Here is a 26,553-nt window from a genome sequence, read left to right as displayed (position 1 = left end):
TCAGAGCGGTTCATAGGTTTTGATCCATACGTTTCACCCTCATAGAATCATAGCTAGCTGGTACTACCAGCCCCGATCCTCTCGTCCACGTATAGACCAGTGGGGTGGTCTTACCCCAACTTATCCCTATCCCTCTGGTGATCCCACCATCATTAGGACTCGGGATTATGGATATATTAAACGCACCAACTAGGTCTGCGTTAAATACTTTGTTAGATGTTGTACACTTAAACAAACCCCTTGAAACTCTTTTCCCGCATCCATTACCGTGGATGGGACAAGTAGTTGAAGTGTGTGCCTCGTTAACAAACTTAACAGTTATTCCGTGTTCTTCAGCAACATCCCTCAACTTGTCCATAACTTGTTTGTAAGACCAGACGTTAGCAACTAGGAAGTTGCCCTTTTTCTGACTTATGTTCTTTGGATAACCAACCTTGATTAGTGAGACACCTTTGTTGTATAAGAATTCAACAACTTTCCTTACGGTAGCGTCTATTATAGCGTTTAACTTCCTCTTCCACTTAATATACAACCTCCTTATCTTATTTGAGAACGGTTGTTTATACAAGGATAATAACTTCTGTTTCATACTTATCAATTTTCTGTAGTAGTACGAGATAGACTTCAACACCCTAGTCTTGATTAACACTTGTGTACCGTCTGATACATAGACAGCAAAGAGGTTGTTTATCCCTATATCTATCCCACCTACTAAATTACCTTTTGACGTTAGTGGTGCTTTCACCCATTCATCATTCTTTCTGTCAAGTCTTTCACTTGCCTTTAAGGTAATGTGTGCATACCACTTTCCTAATACGTCATTATATATTATTTCTAACCTCCCTTGTTCCCCTCTATAGTAAATTTCCCCATTGTATCTTATTGCCAAGTCCTTGAATTGTCCCAAATGATGAGGTTCTATCTCTTGTTTCTCTTCATCTATCTTGTATTGGTCTTTCCTTAGCACTATTATCAACTTCCTCTCCTTCCTGTCTTTCCAGTAACCAGGTGGGTTGACCTTCTTGATGAATGGTAGTAGTAGTTTTTCCTCTTTCTTTACCCTTAACAAGGAGAAGAATGAACTCCATGCCTCATTGTTCTTGTTTAAAACTTGTTGTGCTGTTATTGTACCTATCATGTTCTTATACTCATTATACCACTTGTTATAGGTACCCTTGATATCAACACCGTGTTCACCGTTAAAGAACTGTCTTCTTCTCTCGTAGTTTACTTGGTTCCATAGTTTTGAACACAAGTTTCCTAGTTCTTTTAATTCCTCCTCTTGTTCTTTTGTTTGAATTAGATCTACAGTTATGGTGCGTCTTAGGACTGATACGGTAGGCATAGGGACTGATCCCTTCTTACTCTTCTTAGGTTTACCCACCGTACCGTCCTCATTAGGAGTTACTCTCTACCTTTTATAAACTTTTTTTGATAACATCCCCGCCTTAAAAGGCGAGGCTTTCAGTTGTAAACGGTAATATGCCTCATTTTAAGGATTTACTTTACGTTCATCTTTCGTCCTAGATCAAGGTTAGAAATAATTGTTTTTATAGTCTAAGTGAGGGAGTGACATTGAAGCGCTAACCATCTCTCGTCCTAAAGAGCTAGGCTTTCAGTTACAAATTCCTCAGAAATGAACTTAGCCTGTCCTCACGTCTATCTACACATAAGATGTTGGATTTACCTCTACAGTATGCATAACCCATTTAGGATCTAAAGCATTCTTCACTAGAAGAGAAGACTTACTTACCTTAATCGGTATATCCCCCTTTTCGCTTATACCGTTGATTTGCATTTTATCATCTGAAAAGAATCTAACGTAGCCAGTACCTAGAAACGCTTCTCCCTCAAAGGGATAATCATAAAGGTAGCGTAATTCCTCTCCTCTGGTTACGCTTATTGAAGTTATAAATTTTTTATTAGGATATCTAAAGCTTTCAGGTCTCCACTCTGAAATAGAGGTAAAACGTTTCTCCAACTCTCTTACATAACTTGAAGAACCCTCAAATATTACCTTTGCCCTATCCTTGAAGGAAATTATCCCTATAGGTCTAAGTTCGCTACGTAAAAGTTGCTGAGCGTCATTTGGTGAAACGCTTACCTCTACCATCTCATCTGGGTAAGGATATATCTTGAAAGTCGCCTCCAGAAAAGTTCCATACCAGCCCAAGGAACCAGTAAGAAGCTTATGAATCTTGTAACCAGAGGAGAACTTTAAGGTTTTACCTCCTGCCTTAATCCTTTTTCCATCTCCAGTTACTATTATTCCCATAAGAATTGAGTCCCTAGGGTAACCGAAAAAAGTGGAGAATGGCCCTGGAAGATTGGTACCTAGCATTCCTCCTAAAGATCCGTCATAAAATGAAGGAAGTAGAAAGCCTCTTTTTTTAACGTACGAAAAAAGTTCGATCATGCTTACTCCAGGCTGAGCAGTAACGTACAAATCCTCCTCAGACAGTTCAACAATCTTATTTAGAGAAGAGAAGTCCACTCCCACATTAGCTGAAATTGATGGACCGAAATGCCTTGAATTCCCCACAAATGGATAGATCTTTAGATTCAAAGCGTTAGCTAGCCTTATTATCTCCTCTACTTCTTCGAAAGAACTTGGAGTTACGTTAACTTCTGTTGAAACTTTGCCTTTTAAACCTTCTTTAAGAGGGGTTAACTTAGCAAGGTGATCTTTCCAGTCCATAGCTTATACAAGGTTATCTCGTTTTTATCCATTTAGGATAAAAAACCTCATCTAGATTATGTACCTTATCCAGGAATCTGACTTCCTCCCCGCCCTGAAGGGTTCCCCTCAGAGCGGTTCATAGGTTTTGATCCATACGTTTCACCCTCATAGAATCATAGCTAGCTACTAGCCCCGATCCTCTCGTCCACATATAGACCAGTGGGGTGGTCTTACCCCAACTTATCCCTATCCCTCTGGTGGTGGTTCCCTCAACACCACCATCATTAGGACTCGGGATTATGGACATGTTAAACGCACCAACCAAATCAGCGTTATATACTTTGTTAGACGTTGTACACTTAAACAGTCCTCTGTATACTCTTTCACCACAACCCTTACCGTGAATGGGACAAGTGGTCGAGGTATACGACTCGTTAACAAACTCAACAGTTATACCATACTCTTCAGCAACGTTCTTCAACTTCTGTTTCATACTTATCAATTTCATGAAGTAGTACGAGATAGACTTCAACACTCTAGTCTTGATTAACATCTGTGTACCGTCTGATACATAGACAGCAAAGAGATTGTTTATCCCTATATCTATCCCACCTACTAAATTACCTTTAGGTGTTAGTGGTACCTTTATCCACTTACCTGTCTTTCTATTAAGTTTCTCACTTGCCTTTAAAGTAATGTGGGCATACCACTTATGCAAAACGGGGTTATATATTATTTCTAACCTCCCATGTTCCCCTCTATAGTATATTTCCCCATTGTATCTTATTGCCAAGTCCTTGAATTTCCCTAAATGGCGTAGTTCAATCTCCTGTTTCTCTTCATCTATCTTATATTGGTCTTTCCTTAGCACTATTATCAACTTCCTCTCCTTCCTATCTTTCCAATAACCAGGTGGGTTGACCTTCTTGGTGAATGGTAGTAGTAATTTTTTCTTTGCCCTTAACAAGGAAAAGAATGACCTCCATGCCTCATTGTTCTTGTTTAAAACTTGTTGTGCTGTTATTGTACCTATCATGTCCTTGTACTCATTATACCACTTGTTATAGGTACCCTTGATATCAACACCATGTTCACCGTTAAAGAACTGTCTTTTCCTTTCATAGTTTACTTGATTCCATAGTTTTGAACATAGGTCGCCTAGGTCTTTTAACTCCTCCTGTTCTTTTGTTGGTATAAGTTCTACAGTTATGGTGCGTTTGGGGACTGGTATGGCAGGCATAGGGTCTGAGCCCTTCTTATTCTTCTTAAGTTTACCTACCATACCAGCCATCATTAGGAGTTACTCTCTATCTTTTTATAAACTTTTTCTTAACCACATCCCCGCTCTAAAGAGCGAGGCTTTCAGTTGTAACCGATCAATTGGTCAATCTCTAATTATAGTCTAAACTGTAGGAGTGGAACTAAGATCACTTTAAAAACTCATGATCTCCTTTTATCCAAAAGAGAACTCTTAGCGGATTTGATAAAGTTACGGTGTACCTCAGGAACTGAGAGTTAAACTTGTTAACTTCAATACAATCCTATTAGATTGTTGATGAGATAGTTCCACAAAGGGATTCATAGTGATGGATGATTCAAGTCCACTAAACTTGTGTACAAGGTATATATAGATTAATTCTCCTTATTAGGATTAACAGTGAACTGAAAGTCTAATTGTCTTCTCTAAAAAGGTTATATGAAAATAAAGGGTCAATTTTACCAGGTATCCTCAAAAAGTAAGGAAATATAAAGAGGCCAAAACTGTTTACCTACACGTGAAAATCTCCCAGAAAATACTAATTTTATTCATTTTTTCTAAAAAGAAAAAAGATTATCTCATATTTCTAGAAATTTTTTCAGCTGTTTTGGGATCCAACATTTTTAATGCTTTTTGCATCATATCATTATCTCTTTTTGATAGATTTGCTGGAAGTTCTTGTGAAGCCCTCAATCTTAACTGTATAAATGGCTTAAGCTGTTCATCTGGTAACTTAGAAGCGATCTTTAAGTTTGTTAAGCAAAGGTTTATATACTCATCATCAGTAGCTTTCTCTACCATTTCCTTAATAAGTGACTTGAGAGCGTCAAGCTTAGCTTTATCGTCATTCATTTTCATTAAACCTTCGAAAAGTTTTTCCATTGCGTTTTCTCTTTCCTTCTCAGGTAGCTTTGATATTTGAACAATATCTTGAGACATGCCATTATCTAAAGCGTTAAAGTTAAAAAAATTTTACTATATTAAATATTTAAGATTATTTTAACTCGGTTAATTATGGAGAACGGTATATTCAGCATATGTAGAAGATTTTGATAAAAAAGTTTATTATCTTTTAAAGTACAGAACATGTGTTCGGAATGTCTGGAATTGAAGAGTTAATCAAGGAGGTAAAGAGACTTAAGAAAGAGAAAAACGCAATAATCCTAGGGCATAATTACATGGAATACGGCGTCCAACTAGTCTCAGACTTTACTGGTGACTCTTACGATTTGGCTGTAAAAGCTATGAGGACAAACGCGGATATTATCGTGTTTGCAGGGGTTCACTTTATGGCTGAGCAAGCCTCTGCCCTTAATCCAGACAAGAAAGTCCTAACTCCAGATCCTGAAGCAGGTTGTTCTCTGTCAGACGCCTTAGATGTAAAGACATTAAAGAAATTTAAAGAGGAATACCCAAGAGCCCCTGTAGTCCTATACATTAACACGAGCATATACGTTAAAGCGTTGGCTGACTACATAGTAACGTCTTCCACTGCAGTAAAGATTGTGAACAAGATAGACTCTGACGTAATACTCTTCGGTCCTGACGCAAACTTAGCAAATTACGTCGAGAAAAAAACCGGCAAAAAACTGATAAAAGTACCGCCGAATGGGAGGTGTATAGTTCACGCAAATTATACTAGGAAGATGGTTGAAATAGTGAGAAAGGAACATCCAAATGCCTTACTTTTAGCTCACCCTGAAGCTCCACAAGAGATAATTGAGTCAGCCGACTTCGTCGGATCGACAAACCAGATGATTGAGTTCTCTAGGAAGATCAGTTCTAACGAATTTATAGTAGCTACTGAATTAGGGATGATCAACGCTCTTCAAATTCAAGTTCCAGGAAAGACGTTTCACCCATTTGTTACAATGGAGAGGTGCGCTTGTGCTAGATGTCCTTATATGGCGATGATTACTTTGGATAAGGTTAAGAGATCATTGGAAGAGGAGGTATTTGAAGTAAAGGTTCCGCGCGACGTTGCAGATAAGGCTAAGGAAGCTTTCGAAAGAACTATAAAAGCGTTACAAGAGTGACGTATGATGATAGTAGTAGGATCAGGTATTGCAGGCCTATCCTCAGCAGTTTTCCTTAAAAAGGAAGGATATAACGTAAAGGTAATAAGTAAAGACGTTGACGGAGGTTCCACGCCTATAGCTAAGGGAGGGATGGCTGTCGCAATATCAAGAGATGATTCCCCTATTATCCACGCTGAGGACACGTTGAAGACAGGAGATGGAATGTGCGATGTAAAAACTGTAGAATACGTTACATCAAAGGCCAAGGAAGCGGTAGAGAATTTAATAAAATTAGGCTTTGAATTTGATAAGGGTCTAAGGCTTGAAGGAGGCCACTCTAAAAGGAGGGTAATGCATAAGACTGATGAGACAGGTAGGGAATTATATTTCTTCCTCCTTAAGAAGGCTAAAGAGATGGGAATACCAATAATTGAAGATACTTTGCTAAGCCTTAAGGTTAAGGATGGGAAGGTTAAGAGTTTAGTTTTAAGATCTGGTGAAGTTGAGGAGGATAAGGTTATACTAGCTACTGGAGGATATGGATTTCTCTTTAAGTTCACGTCTAATCAACCAACAAATACCGGAGACGGTATGGCCGTTGCGTTTAGATCAGGGGCTTACCTATCTGACATGGAATTTGTTCAATTTCACCCTACAGTAACAGCGCTAGATGGAGAGGTATTCCTCATGACAGAAACCCTCCGAGGTGAAGGAGCAGTCCTCGTTAATAGTAAAGGTGAAAGATTTACCCTTAACTATGACAGCAGGGGAGAACTAGCTCCTAGGGACGTCCTATCTAGAGCAATATACATAGAGTACGAAAAGGGAAATGAGGTATTTATGGATCTCTCAGGAATTGAGTGCTTCGAACAGAAGTTCCCCGTTGTAAACGCCTACCTGAAAAGACATGGACTTACTCCTAAGGACAAAATAAAAGTATTTCCTGGAGCCCACTTCGTTGACGGTGGAATCAGAGTTAACATTAGGGGAGAGACAAACGTAGTAGGGCTTTACGCTGTAGGAGAGGTGAGCGATACTGGACTTCACGGAGCCAACAGGCTCGCTAGTAACTCTCTTATCGAGGGTTTAGTATTTGGCTACAATATTTCAAATTACGTGGATAAATGGGAAGGACTTGGAGATCCAGAAGACGGTATAATAGAAAGGGTTAATCTTAGCAATGGCGGAAAAACTATTAGTGTAGATAGAATAAGGGAAATAAACTGGAGTTATTTAGGAGTGATAAGGAATGGAGAAAAGTTAAAGCTAGCATCAAACATCTACTCAGCAATACCTTCATGTCCATCTGAGGAGTCTAACGCTATGTTAGTTTCAGCTCTTATGGCAAGGTCTGCATTGATGAGGGAGGAGAGTAGAGGAAACCACTATAGGGAAGATTTTCCAGAGAAAGCTAAATCGTGGGAAGGAAAGAGAATATATTTCATTATAAAAAAGAATTATTGAAATAGATAAGCGGTATTACATCTACTTATACTTTTTTATATATACTTTTACGGAGAAAAAGAGTTTATCAGATATATAAGTTATAAGGGATCCTGTAAACTATATAATCATGGAGTCTGCTACTAGAACGGAACTTGATTGTAAGAGAATTGGAGGAGTTTGTATATGCTTAAGCTATGACAATTCCTATAAGTCAAATGATAATGAAAGGCAGATAGTTTAATTTCTAGTTCTTTAGTAGCTTTCTTGGCAGTTTAACCATTTCAAGGCAAATGATTATATTGAATATTAAATAAAATTCAAGATAATTATGTAAAATGTTTTGAGGAAATTTATTACCTATTAATTCTCTTTAATTTTATGGAGGATAGAAAAAGGGATAAGCTAGTAAATAGGCTGTTTTACGTAGCTTTGGCAATAATGGTTGGGGTGTATACATACCTAACTGTGAAAACTTTTGCGCCTGTTAAAGCATATATAGGGGACGAAGTGTGGTACCCTACTGCAGCTTATAATTACCTTAAGTTTATTTTCCACGTAACTCCACCGATGTATTTTCCTTATTCTAATGAGTCCGGAATTGCAACTTATATGAACTACTCCCATCCTCCTCTTGCGAAGTTTATAATGGATATATTTATAGCCATCCTTGGGTATTATCCAATAGCGTGGAGATTACCTAGCTGGATTTTAGGAGACCTAATGCTTATAGTTGCCTTCTTCCTAGGAAGTTCATTGTTAGGGGGAGGAAAGATAGGAAAGTTAGGGGGTCTAATGGCAGCGTTTATGATAGCTATGGACCCGAATCTGTGGTTACTTCACGGTATTGCAATGCTTGACATATACGTATCGTTCTTCGCTTTCCTCTCATTTTATTTTCTTATGAAGGATAAAATTCTATTAGCATCAATATTCTTGGGTTTAGCAGCAGCCTCTAAAGAACCTGCATTAGTGTTGATCTTTCCATTTCTATATTATGTTGGAGAAGTTATGAAAAGCCCTCTAAGAAGGACAATTTATGGAATAGTCATTCCAGCGTTTGCTTATTTAGCTGTATCCTCTCCCATTATAGCCTATACTGGAGGGCTAATTCAATGGATAAAAATCAAGTATTATCACATGGTAGCTTGGGACATAACTAATGGTCATATAGCTCTTTCCGCAGTGAGTCAGATATCAACTCCATGGGGATGGTTCTTAGACATACACCCATTTTATATGGGTCACGGATTTTACGCTAATATAAACCCCCTTGTAATGTTTCTATGGCTCTTTTCCACTCCAATAGCCTTTATATTAAGGGAAAAAAAGATGATTATGCTTACGATGTTTGGATGGACAGAGTGGTTAGGTTTTCTAGCAGTCTACTTTTTAGGAAATCACACAATGTTCAGCTTCTACTACACGGACTTCGCTCCATTTGTGGACACTTACGTTGTAGTTTCACTATTTGCGCTAGGCAAGAAAATGTTAGCTAGAAAACCCTCTAAGGACGTTCGTGCTGAAATTCCACAAATACCAAAGTGACTATTTAAGTGAAACTGCTTTCAACGGCTTTAAGTAGATCCAAAGGTCAAAGTAGTTCACCTACAACTCAAGGTAAACAGAAACTTCTATTAACGTACTAAAGTAAGTGAAAGAATATTTCTAATATACTCTTAAATGCTGTTAACGAGAATACTACTTATGGAAACAAAACAAGATAATGTATTACCTCCTGGACAGAGATACATAAAGAAGTTTATACATTACGCTGCTCTCGGAGTCCCCAAGGTTGAGTTAAACAGTTATAGGCTAAAAGTCTCCGGATTAGTGGAAAGGGAGTTGGAATTTAACTATGACGAATTACTTAAAATGATTAACGTGCATTACAAAAAGGATTTTCATTGCGTTACTGGCTGGAGCGTAAAGGATGTAGAATGGGATGGAATAAAAATAAAGGATTTATTGGACATGGCAAAAGTCAAGGATAGTGCAAAGTGGGTCATATTTTACTCGCTTGATGGATATTCCTCGATTGTCCCTTTAGAGGACGTAATTTCTGATGATTCGATAATAGCCTTATTAGTTAACGGAAAACCGCTAAGTAGAGAGCAAGGATTTCCTGCAAGGCCATTTATGCCCCACCTTTATGGATGGAAGAGCGCAAAGTGGCTAACAGAAATAGAGTTGGTTCAAAATTACGTTGATGGCTATTGGGAAAATTATGGTTATCACGAGAGAGGATATGTTTGGGACGAGGAAAGATTTAAGGGGCATAACGGGAAACATAGTGCAAAAAGACCTATACTTTAATAAGGTATTTTATTAGGCTTTCTACAGCAGTCCTATTTTCTGGTTTCAAAAAGACCGTAGCTATTTGATTTCCATTTTCCCCGATGGCAATGGAAAACCCCTTACCTTCTACTACAAAGGCCTTATAGTTTGTTATATTGAAGACGTGTATACTTAGATTTGAAGAGCTAAAATTAGAGATTGATAGATTACTTGACTGTAACTCCTCTACCGCTCCAAGTGCTAGTTCAAACACGCTTTCTGCTTGAGACTTAGAGGAGTAATTCAATATAGTTATCTGCAATATACTACTATTATTTTGATAAAAACTATAAAACGATATACTATTTAGTCCATTGTCTATAAATTGAAGGTATTGTGATATTTTACCTGTTTGGATCTGTGAAGTAGATATCTCGGTTGATGTGCCATTAGAGAAAGTTACCTTAGCTTCCGTACCATTAATAACTGCATTTCCAGAGGAGGATATGTTCTCAATCCAATTACCTCCTATAACTTTATCTACTGCCTGTGAATCAATTACTTTGGTTTGTGAGGAACTGGAATGTAAGAGGGAAGTAATGGTGGGGAGGTAAATAATAAATATTGTAAATGCGATAAGCAGGGCTATAGATCCAGCTAGAAGTTTGATCTTAGCAGATAGTGCTTTTTCCATGTCGTTTATCTTGTTTTTGAGTAAAATAAAACTCTTCCAAAATAGGATTTAAGCAAAGTCACAAACAGTCTAAGGGGAATATATCTTGATGGGGGTTTGGGTTTTACGTACATTTTTCACCATGTCCATAAAACCCTTGGGCTTCACCACGTTCTGAGCTGAAGCTCATCATCGCGCCCCATTAGCGGGATAACCCTACCCACAGTCCTGAAGATCTTGTCAAAGACCTTAGGTGTGTGGAAACCCGCACATGCTTAGTTCCTCCTCATCCTTTACTCTTTCATAGTCCCTCCTTCGGGTATACATACCCACATGTGGGACAGAATAATATTGTTTTTAGAATATATTAAATATTTTGGTTGGAAGTGAAAAAACGTGAAATGCATAAAAATGTCACAATTTAAGCGAAACTACTGACAACGGCAAATAATAAATTAACCAGATAGGACTTAGAGCTTTGTCTCACAAGATTAAAGATTTTCAAAAAGAAATAGAGAAAGTGATGTTTAAAGCAGAAAAGCACATATATCTTATAATCCAAATAATGATTTCTCTTGAATTTTAACACTAATTAAAAATCTATTTATTATATCTCTTTAGGAGAGCTATCGGAATCCACTTCACCAGGTAGGATATAACTTCCTATATATCTTGATCATGTTTAATATATGACCTTTATCTTCAGCTGAGTTGTAAGGACCTTTAAATCCTGTGGAGTTTCGCCATACCTTTACAAAGGTAAGGGATTGACGTATAGCAATAAGGTGATCGAAAAGTCAAAGCATCTATCTTTTTAAGGAGTGTCTAACAGTCCAAAAACTTATAGTTACCCATTTAAAAGCATTTTAAAATTATCTAACTTGAATAAATATTCCTTGCTGGCGTCAAACATAGATACAAATATTTACCTCGATTTCAAGCGAATTATATGGAAGACGCCATTAGGCTTGCAAAAGCAGGAAAACCGTTAACGGCTATGAACTTAATTAAGACTTACGTCCAGGAAAAAATGGAAGGTAAAGATCTGAAATCAATGGATAAGGTGTGTAGAGATCTTATTACAGCAGTACTTTCTGCCCCTTCAGTAAACGATGAAAGTTGGGGGGTCTTTGTTCCAGCTCCTAACTTAAGAGAAATTGAAGCAGTTGTTGAGAAAATAAAGGAATGTATTGGTTAGCCTAATATCTTATTCATCTCTTCGTAAAGTTCTTTATGCGATTCCTTTATTCCATCTAGTATCTGTTTTACTCCTTGGATTAAGTTTTCAGGATTCGAAACTTCGTTTCTACCGAAAGGTGTAACTAAGTATACTTTACCTCCTTTAATTGCTAGTTGTAATTTTGCGAATTGTTCTCCAATAGCTACTTCATACGTTATAGCCTCAGCTATCCTTATCTCGTCTCCTTCAATAAATATGTGCATATCAGATCCTTGAAAGCAAAACTCAAGGGATTTTCTTTTTGTATCTACAGAGATTTCCATGAGTAAAAAAAATGTTTAAAAGTTTTAAAAGTTAGTTGTATAAAATAACCTCTAAACTGATAAAGACTGTTTAAGTAGGTATTAGCAAGTTGGATCTTCTCAACTCGTCAAGGAATAACGCGTTTTCTATGACTTCGTTTTCTCTAAATTCTAGATTTTTAACCAATTGGACTGAGTTTGTACAGTCAAACGAACTCCTTGTGTACTTTAGGAGGGGTTTAACGTATGAAGGTAGAAAGGCCTTAGCTAAGAATGTAGGAACGGGTAACTTTATCGATCTCTTACCTAGTGCTTTTGCCATTATTTCAAAAAACTTAGTTATAGACACTTTGCTACACTCTGTTGCATAAAAGTACATTCCTTGAGGTCTCATTTCGCTTAGAATTTCTACCATTCTCGATAAGTCTTGGGCACTAATCGCGTTAAAGCTAATACCTAGTTTTGGTACAAGACCTCTCCGAGCTAAGTTATATATGCTGACATATTGTACGTGAGCTGAGTATTTTCCATAGACTAGTGTTGGTCTAATTATTGCTGATGGAAATCCAATATCCGTTGATGCTTTGTAAACAACTTTTTCACCTTCTACTTTTGTTTTCTCAAATTCAGTCTTGGGAGTAACTCCAAATAGGTGGGGATGCTCTGGTCTTATTCCTTCACCCACTAAACCGGGTAAACCGCTAAGGTGGATCAACATCCTGTTTCCAGTCTCTGATATTGCTTTAGTTACTGCTGAAGGTACATCAACGTTTGCCCTTCTCAAGGCATTTTGATCTCCAGAGATTTCTCCCACTGTGTTTACCACAACGTCACTCCAAGATACGTACTTCTTAAGGACGTCAAAGTTGTCTAAAGGGTCTAGCTTTACGGGCGTAACTCTTCCGTCAAGAATCTTTAGATAACGTTCCTTTACCGGATTGAGGTTTCTATAAGTTATTACCACTTCGTTTTCTGGAGTTAAGAAGTCTGCAACATGCATAGAAATGAATCCAAGTCCTAGTAAAAGATACCGCATATATCATATTCACTTTACTAGATAAAAATCGCTTGCTAAATAGATCAAAATAGGTAAACCATCTTCTCTTTCAGCTTTTCTTCACTTTCTGATTGTCTCCCTAACTATGAGGAAATCTCTGGAGTTCTTTTAAATTAACTGTAGGGTAGAGTCGTGAGCTAACATAATTTCACTTTTATTTTGAATAATTATAGAATATCATTAAATAAACAATAACCAGTCCTAATATATAAGGCAATACTAAAATGCATATTTGCAGTATGAGTATATTATTCATCCAAACCTTGGTTATCCACCATTTAACTTCCATTAATATAAAGAAATTCATGTGTAACATAGAAGGTTTTACTTTCATTATAACCAGGGTAATGTAGAAGGACTGTCACTTTTCCAGAAAACGTGTAAAGATTGCCATTCATCAAGCTATTGTAAAATACTTCTGAGTAATTCAGCTTTAAGCTAAACGTATTTTCTCCAGCAGGAAAACTCAGGTTTACAGGAGTAATTTGGTTGGTCCTAGCTATAAAAACGGAAAGATTATCATTTGCTATAGAATAGAACTGAACTGAGATAACAGTATAGTTAACTGGGAAAAACGTATACAAGGTTAGATTAGATATACCCCTGCTATAGGTAACATTTTTCACGTCTATACTGTAAACCACGTGGATTGGTTCCGTAGATGAAAAAGTTATGTAAACAAGGCTCCCATTCATAATCCCTTGAACTAATCCTCTAAGGATTAGTGAGGATAGAGTAGAATCCTCATAGCTGAAAGGAATTGTCACGTTTATTTTCTTACTTCCCGAGAGGGAAAAAGGAGGAATTTTAGCGGTCTGGTTTGTCTGATAGATCTGAACATACCCTCCTGTAACGTTTATTGGATATATTGTATCGTTTATCAAGATCGTAATTATAATCTTTCCTTGCGTTAACTTTACATCTAAAACTTTAGCAGTTGGAGGAGAAAGAACTCCTCTTTCTACCTTTATTATGTTTTTTGTATAAAATACCAAGACCATAGAAGATAGGAGCATTACTAAAACGATCGCGATGAAGACTTTTTCTTCAAATTTCATTGTATTCACTCATATTCTTTTTCCTCTCTTCTCATATCTAGTTTTGCCATGGATAGTATGCGCTTTATCCCCTCATCTATTGGTAGTTCCTTGAATTCTTCTCCGTCATAAATGAAGGATTTTCCTTCATAGAAGTAAATTAGAGGTTTTTCTGGAAAAAATGAACCTTCGCTTCTTTCTGAAAGAGGTATCTTAAATTCACCTGTATCTATTGATTCTTTTGTTGTAGCGTAAGAAACCCCTAACTCATTGAATAGATTGGTTAAGCCCTTGTATAAGTTTCCCTCCATTATGTCTTTGTATACTTTCTCTAGCAAGGTAAGTCTCTGATACGGTAACCATCTAGCTCTTGTTGCTGAGTTAAGGACAGAGAAAATTAGAAATGGAAACAAAAGGAAAAATGGGAGTCCAAAGCCAGGGGTTATTGGAGTTCTCATGTAAAAATATCCATTAAACGTTGGTACTACTGAATAACCGGAGTAGTGAAAGTACCTTAAGACGTAAATATATGAGGAGATTAACATAGCTAGGGTTAAGATTGAAGATATTCCGCTTAGATAAAGCGAATATCTGCTCTTCCTCCAGATAAGAGGAATGATTGAGGAAAATAAAGCAAAAATTCCAGTTGCCAAGGTTAATGGTAGGAAAATAAAGGTTGTGGATCCCATAAAAGTTACTTTAAGTCCTAAGAAAGTGAGGTACTGGGAATATATTGTTGAGTAATTGAAGATTACGGGGTAAAATATCCACGTGACAAGTAGGGAGAATCCAAAAAAGGATGAGATCAAAACTTCATATCGCATTAATTTCACCTTAGAAAAAAGAGATTTAAAATTGACTGATTATAGTGGTGGTATAGGAGGTAAAATCTCTGATGTCGGTGGGAGTGGTACAGGTGTTGTGGGAGATACTACGTTAGTACCTAGATCAACAGAAATAGTAGCTATTGAAGTTGAAGATGGTGGGGGTAAAGGAGTATTTGGCTGAACTAATAAAGAAACATAATAGTTTCCAGCCGGTAAAGCAACTGGAGTTGTAGTACCTGTAGATGCTTTACCAGTATTTACTAGTTGAATCGTAGTTTCGTATGCCCCAGACGAACTATAAATTACTAGATAAGCGTTGTCGATGGGATTTGGAGAAGTATATGAGTAACTTATATTGCTAGCAAATATACTAACAGTAGGGCTAATAACAGTAATTTCTAAGAATTGATAAAAATATGCATAACTAGAATTTGTTATGTCTATTGTAGTTGTGAAGGATGAACCGTCTTTTGGTACAGTTGTAGTTATATATCCTTTAGCAATTCCATTTGGACCAACAGCTAAAGTTAAAGGTGAAGAAACGGTCGACACACTTATCGAACCAGAGTAGTAGTAGATTACATCTGCTGTTACCACTGGTATCAATGCGGCTAAAAATACAAGCGCTATTATAATTTTTTTACTCTTCATATTATCTTCATCTTGTTTTTGAATACAGTCTATATAAAATTTTCCCATAATACGTTTGCAGGAAAATGGTAAATATTAAAGGGCTAAATGATATTAATTGATCTCTCTTGCGTTAAAAGATTTACTCTTCTTAACTAATTAAAATTTTTACCTTCTAGCTTCTAGCTTTGATTATTAAATTTTTTCTAGTGTATATACGGTTTGAAACGGATATCATTTAGTCATTTAAACATCTTTTTTTATACAAAAATTTATTTTTATTTACTTTTATAACCGAGTTATATTAAGTGCAAGTGGTATTCGTTGTTGCTTAACTCTATTAACTTAATAGAAGTTCAAGGAGGAATCTCAAATTAAATGGGTAATGATCTACAGTAAAATGCATTTTAGATAGTAATATGATCTCTTTGCAGAGTCATTTTAAGAATAATATTATCTTAATGCCCTACTCTACGATAGAAAATCGAACAGTTAACGTAGTTAATATATTGCGTAAATACAAGTTTCTCTAAGTAATTTAAAAAATTAATTTTTTTAAGAATTTTCCAATCACATAAATTATAACGCCTGACATGACGAACCACATAGCTACTGCAGTTTGAATCTCCTGTTGTGGAGAGTATGGAGAAAACGGATAGGACACATTAGAGTATTGAGGAACTTGAAGCAAGAAAAATATTGAGTAAGCAGTATCTGCAGTCATCCATAGAACAAACAAGGAAAGCCAGGAAAACAGCTTTAAGCTAGAACTGCCTATTCCTGCAAGTAACCCAGCTACTATCATCGATATGTCGTTAATTAATCTGAAACTCAAAAAAGAACCAGCTAAGGCAAAATAGTAGGGCGTGTGCCAAAATACGACTAGAATAGCAGATGGAATTAAAAGTAAGGGATTACCTCTAAAGACCTTATAAACTAGCAGGAAACCTCCTATAAATAGAAGGTAGTGAGATACCATGAATACCCATTGTTCTTTAAACTCTATTCCCTCAACGTAAGGATTAACAAAGGCTAATATCAACGCGATGGAAGCAATTAACTGTTTAATTGAAACCTCATTTTTTTGAATTTTCATTTTTTAATTCACCAAATAAAAAAGTTAATCCTTTACGTAATAGATGTAGTGGTAGAGATTTATTGCATACCCCCAGAGGACTAGAATTGTTCCTAAGTCAATACCAGCGTAAGTGCTCTCTATTCCTACGCTTGGTATTCTATACATAAGGACCATCAAAATTATCGAAACAACTAGGATAATGGGTATTGCAAAGAAGGCCATCTTCTTAGTGAAAGGTATTCCTGATGCTGAAGAGCTAGTAAACGCGTTACTTCCCCTATAGTTCATATATCTCACAACTTTGCTGACAAAATGGTAGACTAATATTGCTAAAATAGGTAAGATCATTAGACCAATCATTGAAGGCTTTATAAGGAAGTCGCCAAAGCTTCCGGCGAACAATAGGCTAGTTACTGCTGTCCCCAGTACTGTTGTTGGCCCTATCTTAGGAGTTTGAGGTGAAGCGACCTCTGCTTTCTTAGGTTTTTTCATTTTTCCAATAATGTAAATTACAGCAGCCAGGATAATCGCTGGTATTCCTAAGACCTCAAATTGCTCACTGCTGGGAACAGGAACTCCAGGATCAAGGTATCCCCAGAAAGATAAGGCAATTAGCGAGTATATTAGTACTGACATCACCCAAGTCCAGAACTTCCTACTGCTTATATACATGAGCTTACTGTTTTCGAAGAACGGTATTAACATCAAGACTACTAATCCAACAATTAATACAGAGATTACCATAGAAGGTAATAATGGGATACCATTAGGCAAAAGGAAGTCGACGAACTTATACAGGAAAAGGAAGAACCAAGGAGGATAAGGTTCAGTATGTATCGCTGCGCTTGAAAACGCTTGAGCTGCTGGGAATGGGTTAACTACAAGAGGTAATGAGATCTTACTTCCATCAATTACTGCCCCGTTTAAATTTGCTAAAATGTTAGGAACAATCAATATAACACCCCAAGTCATTAAAACTAATGAAAGCATGTATATGAAGTTCCTAGGCCACCATTGATTAAACTTTTGTTGTTCCTCTTTTGTATAAAATGCTGGGACTTCCGGCTTTTCTTTCTTTGAAGGTGTCATACCGTATCTTTCAGATAACAAAAAGTGGAAAGCAAATACTGCCCCTATCAGCGCTACCATTATTATGTGCCACCCGAGGATTCTATCGAAGAACTCGCTTCTCACCAAAGGATTAGACGACTCTACAGCGTCAGTCCCTGGACCGAATAACCATCCAACGATCGTCGTTGCACCTGGAAAACCCGAACCAATTAGCAGAGAAGTACCTATACTTACAGCGTCTATTCCTAAAACGTCTCCAACTAAACTATATCCAAAGAAGGAAGCGCCTAACGTTAAGGCTAGGAGTAAGACTCCTGTAACCCATTGCAGTTCCCTTGGTTTTTTGTATGCCCCTTTAAAGAAGTTTCTAAACATGTGAATGTAGACAAGAATAATCATTATATAAGCTCCGTACAAGTGACTAAACAGTAATACTGGCCCATAAGGCACACTATTTATTATGTTCATAGTTGATCCATACGCGTTTGCCGGTTCGTAAAGCAGTAGGAGGATCAGACCAGTAATTACCGTATAAATGAACGAAGCAGTAACTAGAGCTCCTAACCAGTAAGACACATTATACATGTAATCAGGAGTCCTAAATAGAGGTGCCTCATCTATTCCTACCCTTTCAAGGATTGAATCTATAAAGCCCTTTTTTCTCTCCATTTTCTCACCCAGATGAATTGATCTTATTATTTACTAAATTTTCCTTTATATTTTTATCTTTAATATTTTCCTTTATATTCTTAATAAGGTTAATGCCATCACGTGAAGCAAACAGAGCGGGAGGGGAGACAGAAGGAGATGACACGGAAACTCCTACAGATCTTCCTGTTCTTACGTATTCAGCTATAGCAGCTGATATAGTCATAACTAAGCCCGGTATCCCGATCTCAGCTAAAAGGCTCATAGCGTCCATGTAAGGCATAAACATTGGAGGATATGCAATTACCCTTCTTAGAAGACCTAAGTAACCAGCCACGCTCATTAAGTAACCCACTGTAACAAATGGTACTGTCCACCATATAATGCCTGCCAGCATTATCTTCTTTGCCTTAGCGCTGAAGTTTAGGCTTGGGTTAGTTTCCTTAAGTAGATCTACGAAAACTCCTGTAAAGCCTACTAGTATCAAAGTCCATATAACCAGATGGAAGTGCCCAACAACGTAGTAAGTATTGTGTACCACTCCATTTATCAGATTAATCGGTAAGGGAAGAGCCTGAACTCCTCCTATTATAAAACCTATTAAAGCAACTAAAAAGGTTAGACCTAGCGGGTCTTTCCAGTTATAACCCTGGCCAGTTAATACTGTTAGACCTAGATTTAGGACAGTTAGTCCTGATCCAGACGCTAACAATAGTGTGGAGAGCGTTATCCAGGCCCTCAGATCTACTGGCAACGGAAATGTTTGCAAGTGGTGTACCCATATTAGCATAGAACCAATGGCCAACAGGTATATGTTCCACCTAGCCCACTTTTCGCTATACAGAGATCTTCTAGCGTATATTGGAATGTAATAGTAAAGCGCTCCAAACAGAGGGAATGGAACGTAGTAAACAACAGGATGTCCATAGAACCAGAAAAGTATTGTCCACAATAGTGGATTTACAGTAACCATACTCGGAAAGAGGACAGCTAATACATACCATAGTTCAGCTGCAGTTAATGCGGGAAGAGTGAAGGCAATTACAAGGGCAAAAGCAACGCCATAAGCTGCAAAAATGTTAATCTTTTCATCCTTCTTTTTAGTTAGGTAAGCGTCTATTACTAAAGTAAGAGCAGCTATTGAACCTCCAGCAGAGTTTATAGCTAAACAACCATAAGCCAAAGCCATTAGTGAGCCGTGGTAAAAGAAGAAGGCCTGAAATGTTGAAGTATCTTCGATAGCTAAGGGAGGATACATGTACCATGCAGTATGGGGATCTCCGAGTAGGGCAACAGCTAAACCTAAGTTTGAGGCCCAGAACAGAGCCGTAATGAGCTTTTTGTGGACAATAGATAGCTTAGACTTATACATAGAGAATATTATTATAGCTATAGCAGCGTCTGGAACTAAACCAAGCATAGCAGCCCATCCATGTATTGTTAAGGCTGAGTAATACACAGGGCCTACTGCGGGTGAGTTTGCGTCATACGTTAAAAACGTCCTCAAATTCATTGCCGCAGTTCCTAGAATTATTAACCAGCTTACTGCACCTAAAAAGTACAGCCACGCTTCACCTATTGTATCCTTGGGATTAACTACTTTTGAAGCTAAATCCTTAAAGTTGAAAACTTGTTTTATTATCATATTTACATAATTCTTCCAGTTCATTTACTTCACCTCTAGAGTTCCAGTCCAATATGAGAAGTTATATCCAGCATATTCAGGTTCCCTCCAAGTATAGTTACCTGGTGTCTTAGGAGCATAAAAGAAGGCATAAGTCGTGTATCCTGGAGGAGAGTTAATTTGTACTACCCCATTAGGTAGCCTTAAGAAGAACCCAGTTATTATCTGGGGAGAATTAACAATTATTGCAACGGGTTGCCCAGGTTGGGCAACTATTAAGTCTGGTTTATATCCATCTGGTTGAGTTACGGTCATATTTACGATTAGTACGCCATTAATATCTTCAATCGTTCCATTTGGATCCTTCTCATACTGCAATACAGCGTTCTGCGCAAACTTAGGCATCCCACTGAATAGAGGCAAGCCATATCTATAGCTAGTACTAGACCCAGCGCTAACTCCCACTATATTCCAACCTACGAATACTCCAACTAAAATTAGCATTACTATAAACCACGCGACTTCTGCATGTTCTTTTAAAGTTTCCTTTAACGGCATTTTGCTCATTATAATTTGAGGTTATTAGCTTTTAAATTTTTATTTTTAAAGACTATCATGTTTTCGCAAATTTCAACAATATTTAAACTAGATTCTGTTTCCTAAGCTAACAAATTTAATTAAGTAAGTTAGTCATTTAGAGTATAATTATAATTAACTTTTTCTTGTTGTGTCAAACATTAGAAAAAGATCGGTTTTAATTTAAAATAAATTTATAGTTAAAAAGAAACTTTCATTAGATAAGTATCGATTATTGTAGTGGAAAAGTTTTATAATAGCGCTATTAAAATATCATCTAGATGGTCATGAAGGACAAGATTATCATTAAGAGATCGGACTTTATCTTCGCAAAGCGCTTATTGTGGAAGATGAGAAACCCTAGAACTAGATTCGACGAGAAGAAGTTTATGAAAGAGGGAAAGGATTACCTTTTTAATTATGCAGACGAGAATGCTGGGCCTCTCGATCCCAATAGAAGGGCCTTTCTAAAGGGCGTTTTAGTAGTTCTAGGAGTTGCTGCAGTAGCAAGCGCGGTTCCATTAGTAAACTCACTTAATCCTAGCGTAGTAACGTTGAAAAAGTTTCCTTGGATGATTATAACCGACGCCGATGGGAATCCGATTGAGGCTTCAGCAGTTCAGGTAAACGATCCGACCATTATGCTATTTCAATATCCGATGTTAGGAGACATTACCTTTCTGATAAATATGGGAGATGAAAACAATAAGCCAGTTAAGATACCTCCAACATCAGTACTAATACCCCAGACAGGAAAGACGTATCTTTTCCCTGGAGGAGTAGGGCCTTATGATTCTATTGTTGCTTATAGCGCAATATGTCAGCACTTAGGATGTGAACCACCGGAAATCCACTTCTACCCTCCCCAGTACTTCAAGCCTAACATGCCAACTCCGGACTTCATACCGCCTAGTGCATATCAAGCGGGAGTTAGCGCGGGAGCAAAGAGTATAATTCATTGCGATTGCCACGGTTCAACATACGATCCATGGAAGGGAGCTGCAGTAGTAACAGGTCCAACAGTAAGGCCCTTACCTTACGTACAACTATATTGGGATTCAACGACTGATTATCTATACGCAGTTTCGATGAACGTTCATGCTCCGCCAATTATGGATCATACCTCTGATTTAGAGGGGGCTGCGTATCTTGACACTTACGATGAATCAACTGGATGTCCAAAGCTTATTCTAAGCAAGGGACAAAAACCTCAGAACTGTTATACACCTTTAACTAGTGACGGAAATACATTCGCAGGAGGTAGTGGGTAAATGACAAGGCTTGGAATTGCGATATTAGCCCTTATATTTGGGGCAACAGCGGCACTAGCAGCGTTTATAACTTATACGATACTATGGGATTCGTCAACTTCCTTAATTTTACCAGAGTTGGTAAGATCCCTCAACCCCATCATTAGTTAGAGTGTAAGGTTTTTCGATTAGAAGGATCATTAAAGAAGATCTGCAACATGTAATGGCTTAAAACCAGATCTGAGTATGGAAAGAGAGCACACGCTATTTGTAGATATTACGGTATTTACTCCGGACTTTTCAATTTTGGTTTTCTTTATTTCCCTCACCTTATCTGACATTTCTGGATGAGTTATCCAATAGTCTCCACCAGAACCGCACTCAAACTGAGGATCCTCCATTTCCCTTACGTTAATTCCCATCTTTTTTATGACCTCAACAACATATTTAGTAAGACCTTTTCTGTAGGCATTACATGGATAGTGAATAGTAACTTTTCCCTCTTTCCTTGGGAGATCTACTCCCTTCCTTATTAGGAACTCTGCAAAGTCAAATACCTCAACCTCTAGACCGAATAATTCCTTGTATTCCTTCATATGAGCTGCACAGTTTGACTGCAAAGTAACTATTGGCTTTTTGATTGTTCCTAGCCTTGAGGCTAATTCCTTAGCTTTTTCGATATTTCCTGCACTAAAGTGAGCTAAACCACAACATCCATTTATTATCTTTACTTTATACCTTTTCCTTAGAAAATTCAGCGCTTTCTCTACAGTTTCCCTAAAAAGGACACCTTCAAGACAGCCTGGAAAAAGTACGATCTCAGGCTCGTCATCTTCTCCTTCTATCTGTCTTTCTACTTTCAATCCTTTTGTAAACTCCTTGAATCTTTGTGCTTCCTTCAAGCTAATTTTTTGCGAACCTTTTAAGAGTAAATATGTTGCCCTTGGGCTTTCTAGAGATCTCAAGAAAAGGGATTGTTTTACGTTCCTTTTCCTAAATGGAAGCACAATTTGTCCATACTTTACACCAGCAGGACAAGCTGTCTCACAAAGTCTACAGAACATACAAGTCTGTAATCCATAACTTTCAATTTTTGATCTGATAGCCTCAATTCTTCCTCTCGGTGAATGGACTTCGTTTCTAGTAACGGAAAAAGTGGGACAAGTCTCTAGGCAAAAACCGCAATGAGTACACATTGATATAAGCTTTTCGACCTCCAATCAATCCACCTCCATTAAGTGTTTATGGATCTCCCCAACGGCTATACACTCCTTCTCCTTGGGGGGAATAAGCTTGCAAGGATTTAAAATAAATTCTGGATCAAAGCTTTCCTTTATTCTTCTCATTACCTCTATGTCTTCAGAAGAGTAGTAAACAGGCATGAATTTCAGCTTTTCTATCCCTATCCCATGTTCTCCACTTGGCACTCCACCCAACGTTAATGCGTAGTAAGTTATCTCCTCAGCAGCTTTAATTGCATTAATCGTATTTTCTCTATCTTCGGAATTAAATCCAATTAAAGGATGAAGAGTTCCATCTCCAGCGTGGAAGCAGTTAGCCACTGGTAAGCTGTATTTTCTACCTATGGCATAAGTAAACTCTAAGATTTTAGGTAAAGAAGATCTTGGAACATTTGCGTCTAAAGTAAGGTAAGAAGGGGAATAATAAGCAAAGGAAGGGAAGGCTCCCTTTCTCCCTATCCACCATCTTGTCTTTTCCTCTTCAGAGGTAGGTTCATAAAATCTTCCATTACACTTGGATATTGCCAACTTACTTCTCCTCATCTCCTCCTCTACTTGGATGGAGTTACCGTCGAGCTCTATAAGGAGAATTGCCTCAGCTTCAGGATAATTAGCCTTGTATTGAGTGTTTTCTACTGCTATTATCGAAGGTTTATCCATAAATTCGAGGGAAGCTGGAGTTACTCCTACCTTATAAATTTCCACAACAGCTTTACCCGCATCTTCTACGTTGTCAAAGGCAGCTAGCAATGTTCTGCTAATTCCAGGTTTAGGGAACAACCTTAGAGTTGCCCTCAAGATTATCCCTAGAGTTCCCTCTGATCCAACGAATAGAGGAAGAGGATCCAAGTTACGTCCATTTAAATCTTCAACGGATCCGTCAGGTAAAAGAACTCTTAATGATACCACGCTATTGAAGGTAGTTCCATATTTTGGGGTATGCATTCCACCAGAATCATGGCTTATGTTTCCTCCTATAGAGGATACGACGTAACTCGACGGATCAGGGGCGTAAAAGACGTCACTATCAATAAACTTTCCTATGTGTAAGTTAGCTATTCCAGGTCCCACAGTAATCTCTAACCCTTGAGTATAGAATACCTTGTTTAGCCTATTTAATGATATGACGACTTCTCCTTGCGTGGGAGTTGTGGAACCGCTTAAGCTAGTTCCAGCCCCCCTTATCAGGTACTTTGTCCTTTTACTTTTAAAGAGTTTGACGATCTCTATAACTTCCTCCTCACTTCCGGGTAAAACAACAAGGGGAGGAGTAACCTTTAAGGGAAGAAATGCGGGGTATGAGAATAGTTCACGTTCCTGACCAGTAATAACCCACTCCTCTCCAACTATTCTTGTGACTTCTCTCTCTAAGCTCACGTCGTTAATTTTGACTCTTAGTTTAAAAGTGGACAATACAAAGAAAATAGACTATATTTAAATTTTAGGAGAAAAACAAGGCTATTGATTAAACAGGATTGTGCATCAAGAGTGCTGTTAAGTTTTTACAGAATACCTTTCATTTCTTATATATCTTCATGTTCAAAGACAAGTAATCACTTTTAGGACTTTTCGCTAAGACCTTAGTCTTCGAAGGAGAAATAAGTTATCAATATTTATTAATGCATATTATAAGAAAGTTGTTGTGGGAATATGGAATTAAGTAAAAAGGCAATACTCTCAGTTTTAGTAGCAGTTGTTGTATTTTTCATAGTACTGTCCTTGCCGATGAACTACTCCGTTTCTTCTATAATAGGTGTAGAAAACGCTACTATTGTTGCAGCAGTTGTCTATATTTTGTTGGCTTCTGGCGCATTTCTAATCATATTTAAAAAAGTTTTTGCATAATTTAATAATATATTTGATTATAGTAACAAGCTTTTTATACTGAAATTATGATTTTTCATATGTGAGCTCGAACAAGAGTTTATTAGGTATATATAACGTCATGGCGGACATTTTCTCAAGAAATCAATATACTCCAGCCCTAGCAGCAGCTGAACTTGCTTCCCTTATTATTACTTATTTCGCTGGAATGGGAATAGCAGTATATAGACTTCCTCTATCAGGTATTCCTCTAACTGCTCACATATATACTGCAGCGTTTGACGTAATATTTGCGATTGCCCTTTACGGTTCTACGACTAGAGCTCAAAATCTTCCTTTAAGAGTCCTATCAGTTCTAGACATATTTTCAGTGTTAGGTGCTGCGTTCTCAGGTTTATTCTACTTCGGAGGATTTGTGGAACCTATATATGCTATAGGAATGGGGACAGGCTTTGTATTTACAATAGTTTTTACTTCGCTAATACTCTTCTACGCTGTGCGACATTAACTTAAAATGAAAATAATTATATAAAATTTTTTTAATTAGAGATATTTTAGATGATATCTTTATAAGTGACTTTTTGCAAACATTACCTGATAGACGATGGAAAGTAAGGGGATTTTGGGAAAAGTAAATAGAAATACTCCAGTTCTTATTTCGGCAGCAATAGAGGAAATCATACTTATGGGAGCTTTTGTTGCAGGAATTACGGCATTATTAAACGATCAGTTTCCAATAACAGCTTCTTGGATGGCAGCTCTACTCTCAGCACACTTGAGCTTCGCTGTACTAAGTGGGTTAGGAGGAGTTCTCCTATTTGTTGTGACATACTTAAGTGATAGAAAGGATCTATTTTACCTTGGACTAATAAACGTAATTTTCATAGGTATAGCAGCTGCTAACGGTCTTATGTTCTATGCAACTTATAACTACGATTATTCCTATACTATGGCGATATCCTTCATCTTTGCAATAATTTGCACCTCAGGGTGTATTGCTTGGTCCATCTAAATTTATGAGTTGACATTAAGGATCAACTTGAATGACGGATTGACGCAAAGTTTTAAGGTAGTAACGCAGAGAGAATAACGTTTATGGAAAAAAGTGACTCCATACAGGAAGGTCCTTGATAACCTTTATATCATCAGTATGAAAGCGCATAATTACTTTCTAACTGTAGTAATTAATTTTTGTTAAGAAGTGGAACCCAGAGACATTGACGGATAGTTAGAGCGTATACAGAACTTTTAGCGATCTTTTGCTCATTATGAGAAGCATCAGCGCTACTTCTTAACTTCACTCTCAGTCAGATACGCTTCAGCGAGATGAAGATGTTGTCAATCTAGATAAGGAAAAGTATATGATAATACCTGAAACAAAAATCATAAAGGAGAAAGGAATAGCCCCTATTATAGCGTAAACTAGCAGAGAAAAGAAAATTATAGCTGAGGAAATCTTTAACATTGAGAAATTAAACTGGTTACCAAGATTTAAGATGGAAGATGAGAAGGAAAGTAGGTAGGCTAACATCATTATTATTCCCCCTATGTAAAGGAATAACACGACGCTCTTAAAAGGGAGAAGTGCAGAAGTTGCTAGCGAAACGCAACCTGCAATTAGTAAGTAAAACAGCTTAACCGTTAATCTAAAGGCGTGACCTAGTCCATCTAAAGCCTTTGTAGTTAGATATCCAAAAAGGAAGAGGAATATTAACGCTAACATTAAAAGCGGAGAATTAAATGAATACTTAATCCCTTCAAAGGATAGGGCGTAAAGCACAGAGAATATTGTTAGGAAAAGGGAAGAAGTTCTAAGCATTGCATAAGGTCTAGGGTTTAGTCTAAACTTCCTCATGAAT

Annotated in this window: 27 protein-coding genes; 10 read left to right on the top strand and 17 right to left on the bottom strand. The window is 37.4% G+C overall.

The window, feature by feature from the left end:
* Positions 1 to 10: 10 nt before the first annotated feature.
* From CM19_RS01720 to CM19_RS01705, 4 genes are all read right to left on the bottom strand, one after another.
* The gene (locus CM19_RS01720) at positions 11 to 1,384 is read right to left on the bottom strand and encodes an RNA-guided endonuclease InsQ/TnpB family protein (protein WP_052349410.1); all 1,374 of its coding nucleotides are present in this window, start codon (positions 1,382 to 1,384) and stop codon (positions 11 to 13) included.
* A 279-nt stretch (positions 1,385 to 1,663) separates the two neighbouring features.
* Positions 1,664 to 2,698, bottom strand: coding sequence for an FAD-binding oxidoreductase (locus CM19_RS12475; protein WP_052349409.1), 1,035 nt, complete (start codon positions 2,696 to 2,698; stop codon positions 1,664 to 1,666).
* A 118-nt stretch (positions 2,699 to 2,816) separates the two neighbouring features.
* Complete coding sequence (locus CM19_RS01710; protein WP_150111350.1) at positions 2,817 to 3,974, bottom strand: RNA-guided endonuclease InsQ/TnpB family protein; 1,158 nt, start codon at positions 3,972 to 3,974, stop codon at positions 2,817 to 2,819.
* A 537-nt stretch (positions 3,975 to 4,511) separates the two neighbouring features.
* Entirely contained in the window at positions 4,512 to 4,877 is a 366-nt protein-coding gene (locus CM19_RS01705) for a hypothetical protein (RefSeq protein WP_048098718.1), read from the bottom strand.
* Positions 4,878 to 5,035: 158 nt separating this feature from the next.
* On the opposite strand from CM19_RS01705, the gene nadA reads away from it, so the two are divergent.
* From nadA to CM19_RS01685, 4 genes are all read left to right on the top strand, one after another.
* Positions 5,036 to 5,974, top strand: coding sequence for a quinolinate synthase NadA (nadA, locus tag CM19_RS01700; RefSeq protein ID WP_048098717.1), 939 nt, complete (start codon positions 5,036 to 5,038; stop codon positions 5,972 to 5,974).
* Positions 5,975 to 5,977: 3 nt separating this feature from the next.
* A complete protein-coding gene (locus CM19_RS01695; protein ID WP_048098716.1) occupies positions 5,978 to 7,420 on the top strand; it encodes an L-aspartate oxidase in 1,443 nt (480 codons plus the stop codon).
* 360 nt (positions 7,421 to 7,780) lie between these two features.
* Positions 7,781 to 8,947, top strand: a complete 1,167-nt coding sequence (locus CM19_RS01690; protein WP_048098715.1) for a glycosyltransferase family 39 protein — start codon at positions 7,781 to 7,783, stop codon at positions 8,945 to 8,947.
* Positions 8,948 to 9,106: 159 nt separating this feature from the next.
* The gene (locus CM19_RS01685; RefSeq protein ID WP_048098723.1) at positions 9,107 to 9,715 is read left to right on the top strand and encodes a sulfite oxidase-like oxidoreductase; all 609 of its coding nucleotides are present in this window, start codon (positions 9,107 to 9,109) and stop codon (positions 9,713 to 9,715) included.
* Here CM19_RS01685 and CM19_RS01680 read toward each other — a convergent pair.
* Complete coding sequence (locus CM19_RS01680) at positions 9,705 to 10,370, bottom strand: hypothetical protein (protein ID WP_048098714.1); 666 nt, start codon at positions 10,368 to 10,370, stop codon at positions 9,705 to 9,707. The genes CM19_RS01685 and CM19_RS01680 overlap by 11 nt on opposite strands.
* A gap of 928 nt (positions 10,371 to 11,298) precedes the next feature.
* On the opposite strand from CM19_RS01680, the gene CM19_RS01675 reads away from it, so the two are divergent.
* Positions 11,299 to 11,547, top strand: coding sequence for a hypothetical protein (locus tag CM19_RS01675; protein WP_048098713.1), 249 nt, complete (start codon positions 11,299 to 11,301; stop codon positions 11,545 to 11,547).
* Here the strand turns inward: CM19_RS01675 and CM19_RS01670 are convergent.
* The 9 genes from CM19_RS01670 to soxA form a co-directional block, all read right to left on the bottom strand.
* On the bottom strand, positions 11,544 to 11,852 hold the full coding sequence (locus CM19_RS01670) for a hypothetical protein (RefSeq protein ID WP_048098712.1): 309 nt from the start codon (positions 11,850 to 11,852) through the stop codon (positions 11,544 to 11,546). The genes CM19_RS01675 and CM19_RS01670 overlap by 4 nt on opposite strands.
* Positions 11,853 to 11,922: 70 nt before the next feature.
* Positions 11,923 to 12,867 (bottom strand): NAD-dependent epimerase/dehydratase family protein, encoded by a 945-nt coding sequence (locus CM19_RS01665; RefSeq protein WP_048098711.1) that lies wholly within the window; start codon positions 12,865 to 12,867, stop codon positions 11,923 to 11,925.
* 299 nt (positions 12,868 to 13,166) lie between these two features.
* Positions 13,167 to 13,946 (bottom strand): hypothetical protein, encoded by a 780-nt coding sequence (locus tag CM19_RS01660; protein ID WP_150111349.1) that lies wholly within the window; start codon positions 13,944 to 13,946, stop codon positions 13,167 to 13,169.
* A 5-nt stretch (positions 13,947 to 13,951) separates the two neighbouring features.
* The gene (locus tag CM19_RS01655) at positions 13,952 to 14,749 is read right to left on the bottom strand and encodes a hypothetical protein (protein ID WP_150111348.1); all 798 of its coding nucleotides are present in this window, start codon (positions 14,747 to 14,749) and stop codon (positions 13,952 to 13,954) included.
* A 39-nt stretch (positions 14,750 to 14,788) separates the two neighbouring features.
* Entirely contained in the window at positions 14,789 to 15,403 is a 615-nt protein-coding gene (locus CM19_RS01650) for a hypothetical protein (RefSeq protein WP_150111347.1), read from the bottom strand.
* Between the two features lie 517 nt (positions 15,404 to 15,920).
* Positions 15,921 to 16,478 (bottom strand): DUF1404 domain-containing protein, encoded by a 558-nt coding sequence (locus CM19_RS01645; RefSeq protein ID WP_081801176.1) that lies wholly within the window; start codon positions 16,476 to 16,478, stop codon positions 15,921 to 15,923.
* A gap of 24 nt (positions 16,479 to 16,502) precedes the next feature.
* Positions 16,503 to 18,200, bottom strand: coding sequence for a proton pump complex cytochrome B SoxC (gene soxC, locus CM19_RS01640; protein WP_048098707.1), 1,698 nt, complete (start codon positions 18,198 to 18,200; stop codon positions 16,503 to 16,505).
* Positions 18,201 to 18,204: 4 nt separating this feature from the next.
* Complete coding sequence (gene soxB, locus CM19_RS01635; protein ID WP_235185596.1) at positions 18,205 to 19,824, bottom strand: proton pump complex quinol oxidase subunit SoxB; 1,620 nt, start codon at positions 19,822 to 19,824, stop codon at positions 18,205 to 18,207.
* A 24-nt stretch (positions 19,825 to 19,848) separates the two neighbouring features.
* Positions 19,849 to 20,361, bottom strand: a complete 513-nt coding sequence (gene soxA / locus CM19_RS01630; protein ID WP_048098705.1) for a proton pump complex quinol oxidase subunit SoxA — start codon at positions 20,359 to 20,361, stop codon at positions 19,849 to 19,851.
* 305 nt (positions 20,362 to 20,666) lie between these two features.
* On the opposite strand from soxA, the gene CM19_RS01625 reads away from it, so the two are divergent.
* Complete coding sequence (locus tag CM19_RS01625) at positions 20,667 to 21,650, top strand: Rieske 2Fe-2S domain-containing protein (protein ID WP_052349411.1); 984 nt, start codon at positions 20,667 to 20,669, stop codon at positions 21,648 to 21,650.
* Entirely contained in the window at positions 21,651 to 21,800 is a 150-nt protein-coding gene (locus tag CM19_RS13185) for a hypothetical protein (RefSeq protein WP_200869379.1), read from the top strand.
* A gap of 29 nt (positions 21,801 to 21,829) precedes the next feature.
* Here the strand turns inward: CM19_RS13185 and CM19_RS01620 are convergent, their stop codons facing one another.
* Complete coding sequence (locus CM19_RS01620) at positions 21,830 to 22,849, bottom strand: (Fe-S)-binding protein (protein ID WP_235185594.1); 1,020 nt, start codon at positions 22,847 to 22,849, stop codon at positions 21,830 to 21,832.
* Complete coding sequence (locus CM19_RS01615) at positions 22,850 to 24,247, bottom strand: FAD-binding oxidoreductase (RefSeq protein WP_048098702.1); 1,398 nt, start codon at positions 24,245 to 24,247, stop codon at positions 22,850 to 22,852.
* A 273-nt stretch (positions 24,248 to 24,520) separates the two neighbouring features.
* Here CM19_RS01615 and CM19_RS01610 point away from each other — a divergent pair, with 273 nt between their 5' ends.
* The 3 genes from CM19_RS01610 to CM19_RS01600 all read left to right on the top strand — a co-directional run bounded on the left by CM19_RS01610 (position 24,521) and on the right by CM19_RS01600 (position 25,706).
* A complete protein-coding gene (locus CM19_RS01610; RefSeq protein ID WP_048098701.1) occupies positions 24,521 to 24,715 on the top strand; it encodes a hypothetical protein in 195 nt (64 codons plus the stop codon).
* A 61-nt stretch (positions 24,716 to 24,776) separates the two neighbouring features.
* Positions 24,777 to 25,202 (top strand): hypothetical protein, encoded by a 426-nt coding sequence (locus tag CM19_RS01605; protein WP_048098700.1) that lies wholly within the window; start codon positions 24,777 to 24,779, stop codon positions 25,200 to 25,202.
* Positions 25,203 to 25,298: 96 nt separating this feature from the next.
* The gene (locus CM19_RS01600) at positions 25,299 to 25,706 is read left to right on the top strand and encodes a hypothetical protein (RefSeq protein WP_048098699.1); all 408 of its coding nucleotides are present in this window, start codon (positions 25,299 to 25,301) and stop codon (positions 25,704 to 25,706) included.
* Between the two features lie 306 nt (positions 25,707 to 26,012).
* Here CM19_RS01600 and CM19_RS01595 read toward each other — a convergent pair whose 3' ends face one another.
* The gene (locus tag CM19_RS01595) at positions 26,013 to 26,549 is read right to left on the bottom strand and encodes a hypothetical protein (RefSeq protein WP_048098698.1); all 537 of its coding nucleotides are present in this window, start codon (positions 26,547 to 26,549) and stop codon (positions 26,013 to 26,015) included.
* Between the last annotated feature and the right edge of the window lie 4 nt (positions 26,550 to 26,553).

This window comes from Candidatus Acidianus copahuensis (genome assembly GCF_000632495.1).
Classification (GTDB): domain Archaea; phylum Thermoproteota; class Thermoprotei_A; order Sulfolobales; family Sulfolobaceae; genus Acidianus; species Acidianus copahuensis.
The sequence above is the reverse complement of the archived record's forward strand: the minus strand, read 5'-3'. Positions and strand labels throughout refer to the sequence as shown.

What these genes read in the sequence shown, in the direction of transcription:
- CM19_RS01690 (WP_048098715.1), top strand. Translation starts at nt 7,781, where the DNA reads ATGGAGGATAGAAAAAGGGATAAGCTAGTAAATAGGCTGTTTTACGTA.
- soxA (WP_048098705.1), bottom strand. Translation starts at nt 20,361, where the DNA reads ATGCCGTTAAAGGAAACTTTAAAAGAACATGCAGAAGTCGCGTGGTTT.
- CM19_RS13185 (WP_200869379.1), top strand. Translation starts at nt 21,651, where the DNA reads ATGACAAGGCTTGGAATTGCGATATTAGCCCTTATATTTGGGGCAACA.
- CM19_RS12475 (WP_052349409.1), bottom strand. Translation starts at nt 2,698, where the DNA reads ATGGACTGGAAAGATCACCTTGCTAAGTTAACCCCTCTTAAAGAAGGT.
- CM19_RS01655 (WP_150111348.1), bottom strand. Translation starts at nt 14,749, where the DNA reads ATGCGATATGAAGTTTTGATCTCATCCTTTTTTGGATTCTCCCTACTT.
- CM19_RS01665 (WP_048098711.1), bottom strand. Translation starts at nt 12,867, where the DNA reads ATGCGGTATCTTTTACTAGGACTTGGATTCATTTCTATGCATGTTGCA.
- CM19_RS01645 (WP_081801176.1), bottom strand. Translation starts at nt 16,478, where the DNA reads ATGAAAATTCAAAAAAATGAGGTTTCAATTAAACAGTTAATTGCTTCC.
- CM19_RS01625 (WP_052349411.1), top strand. Translation starts at nt 20,667, where the DNA reads ATGAAGGACAAGATTATCATTAAGAGATCGGACTTTATCTTCGCAAAG.
- CM19_RS01670 (WP_048098712.1), bottom strand. Translation starts at nt 11,852, where the DNA reads ATGGAAATCTCTGTAGATACAAAAAGAAAATCCCTTGAGTTTTGCTTT.
- CM19_RS01675 (WP_048098713.1), top strand. Translation starts at nt 11,299, where the DNA reads ATGGAAGACGCCATTAGGCTTGCAAAAGCAGGAAAACCGTTAACGGCT.
- CM19_RS01660 (WP_150111349.1), bottom strand. Translation starts at nt 13,946, where the DNA reads ATGAAATTTGAAGAAAAAGTCTTCATCGCGATCGTTTTAGTAATGCTC.
- CM19_RS01695 (WP_048098716.1), top strand. Translation starts at nt 5,978, where the DNA reads ATGATGATAGTAGTAGGATCAGGTATTGCAGGCCTATCCTCAGCAGTT.
- soxC (WP_048098707.1), bottom strand. Translation starts at nt 18,200, where the DNA reads ATGGAGAGAAAAAAGGGCTTTATAGATTCAATCCTTGAAAGGGTAGGA.
- CM19_RS01685 (WP_048098723.1), top strand. Translation starts at nt 9,107, where the DNA reads ATGGAAACAAAACAAGATAATGTATTACCTCCTGGACAGAGATACATA.
- CM19_RS01705 (WP_048098718.1), bottom strand. Translation starts at nt 4,877, where the DNA reads ATGTCTCAAGATATTGTTCAAATATCAAAGCTACCTGAGAAGGAAAGA.
- CM19_RS01595 (WP_048098698.1), bottom strand. Translation starts at nt 26,549, where the DNA reads ATGAGGAAGTTTAGACTAAACCCTAGACCTTATGCAATGCTTAGAACT.
- CM19_RS01710 (WP_150111350.1), bottom strand. Translation starts at nt 3,974, where the DNA reads ATGATGGCTGGTATGGTAGGTAAACTTAAGAAGAATAAGAAGGGCTCA.
- CM19_RS01650 (WP_150111347.1), bottom strand. Translation starts at nt 15,403, where the DNA reads ATGAAGAGTAAAAAAATTATAATAGCGCTTGTATTTTTAGCCGCATTG.
- CM19_RS01600 (WP_048098699.1), top strand. Translation starts at nt 25,299, where the DNA reads ATGGAAAGTAAGGGGATTTTGGGAAAAGTAAATAGAAATACTCCAGTT.
- CM19_RS01680 (WP_048098714.1), bottom strand. Translation starts at nt 10,370, where the DNA reads ATGGAAAAAGCACTATCTGCTAAGATCAAACTTCTAGCTGGATCTATA.
- soxB (WP_235185596.1), bottom strand. Translation starts at nt 19,824, where the DNA reads ATGATAATAAAACAAGTTTTCAACTTTAAGGATTTAGCTTCAAAAGTA.
- nadA (WP_048098717.1), top strand. Translation starts at nt 5,036, where the DNA reads ATGTCTGGAATTGAAGAGTTAATCAAGGAGGTAAAGAGACTTAAGAAA.
- CM19_RS01610 (WP_048098701.1), top strand. Translation starts at nt 24,521, where the DNA reads ATGGAATTAAGTAAAAAGGCAATACTCTCAGTTTTAGTAGCAGTTGTT.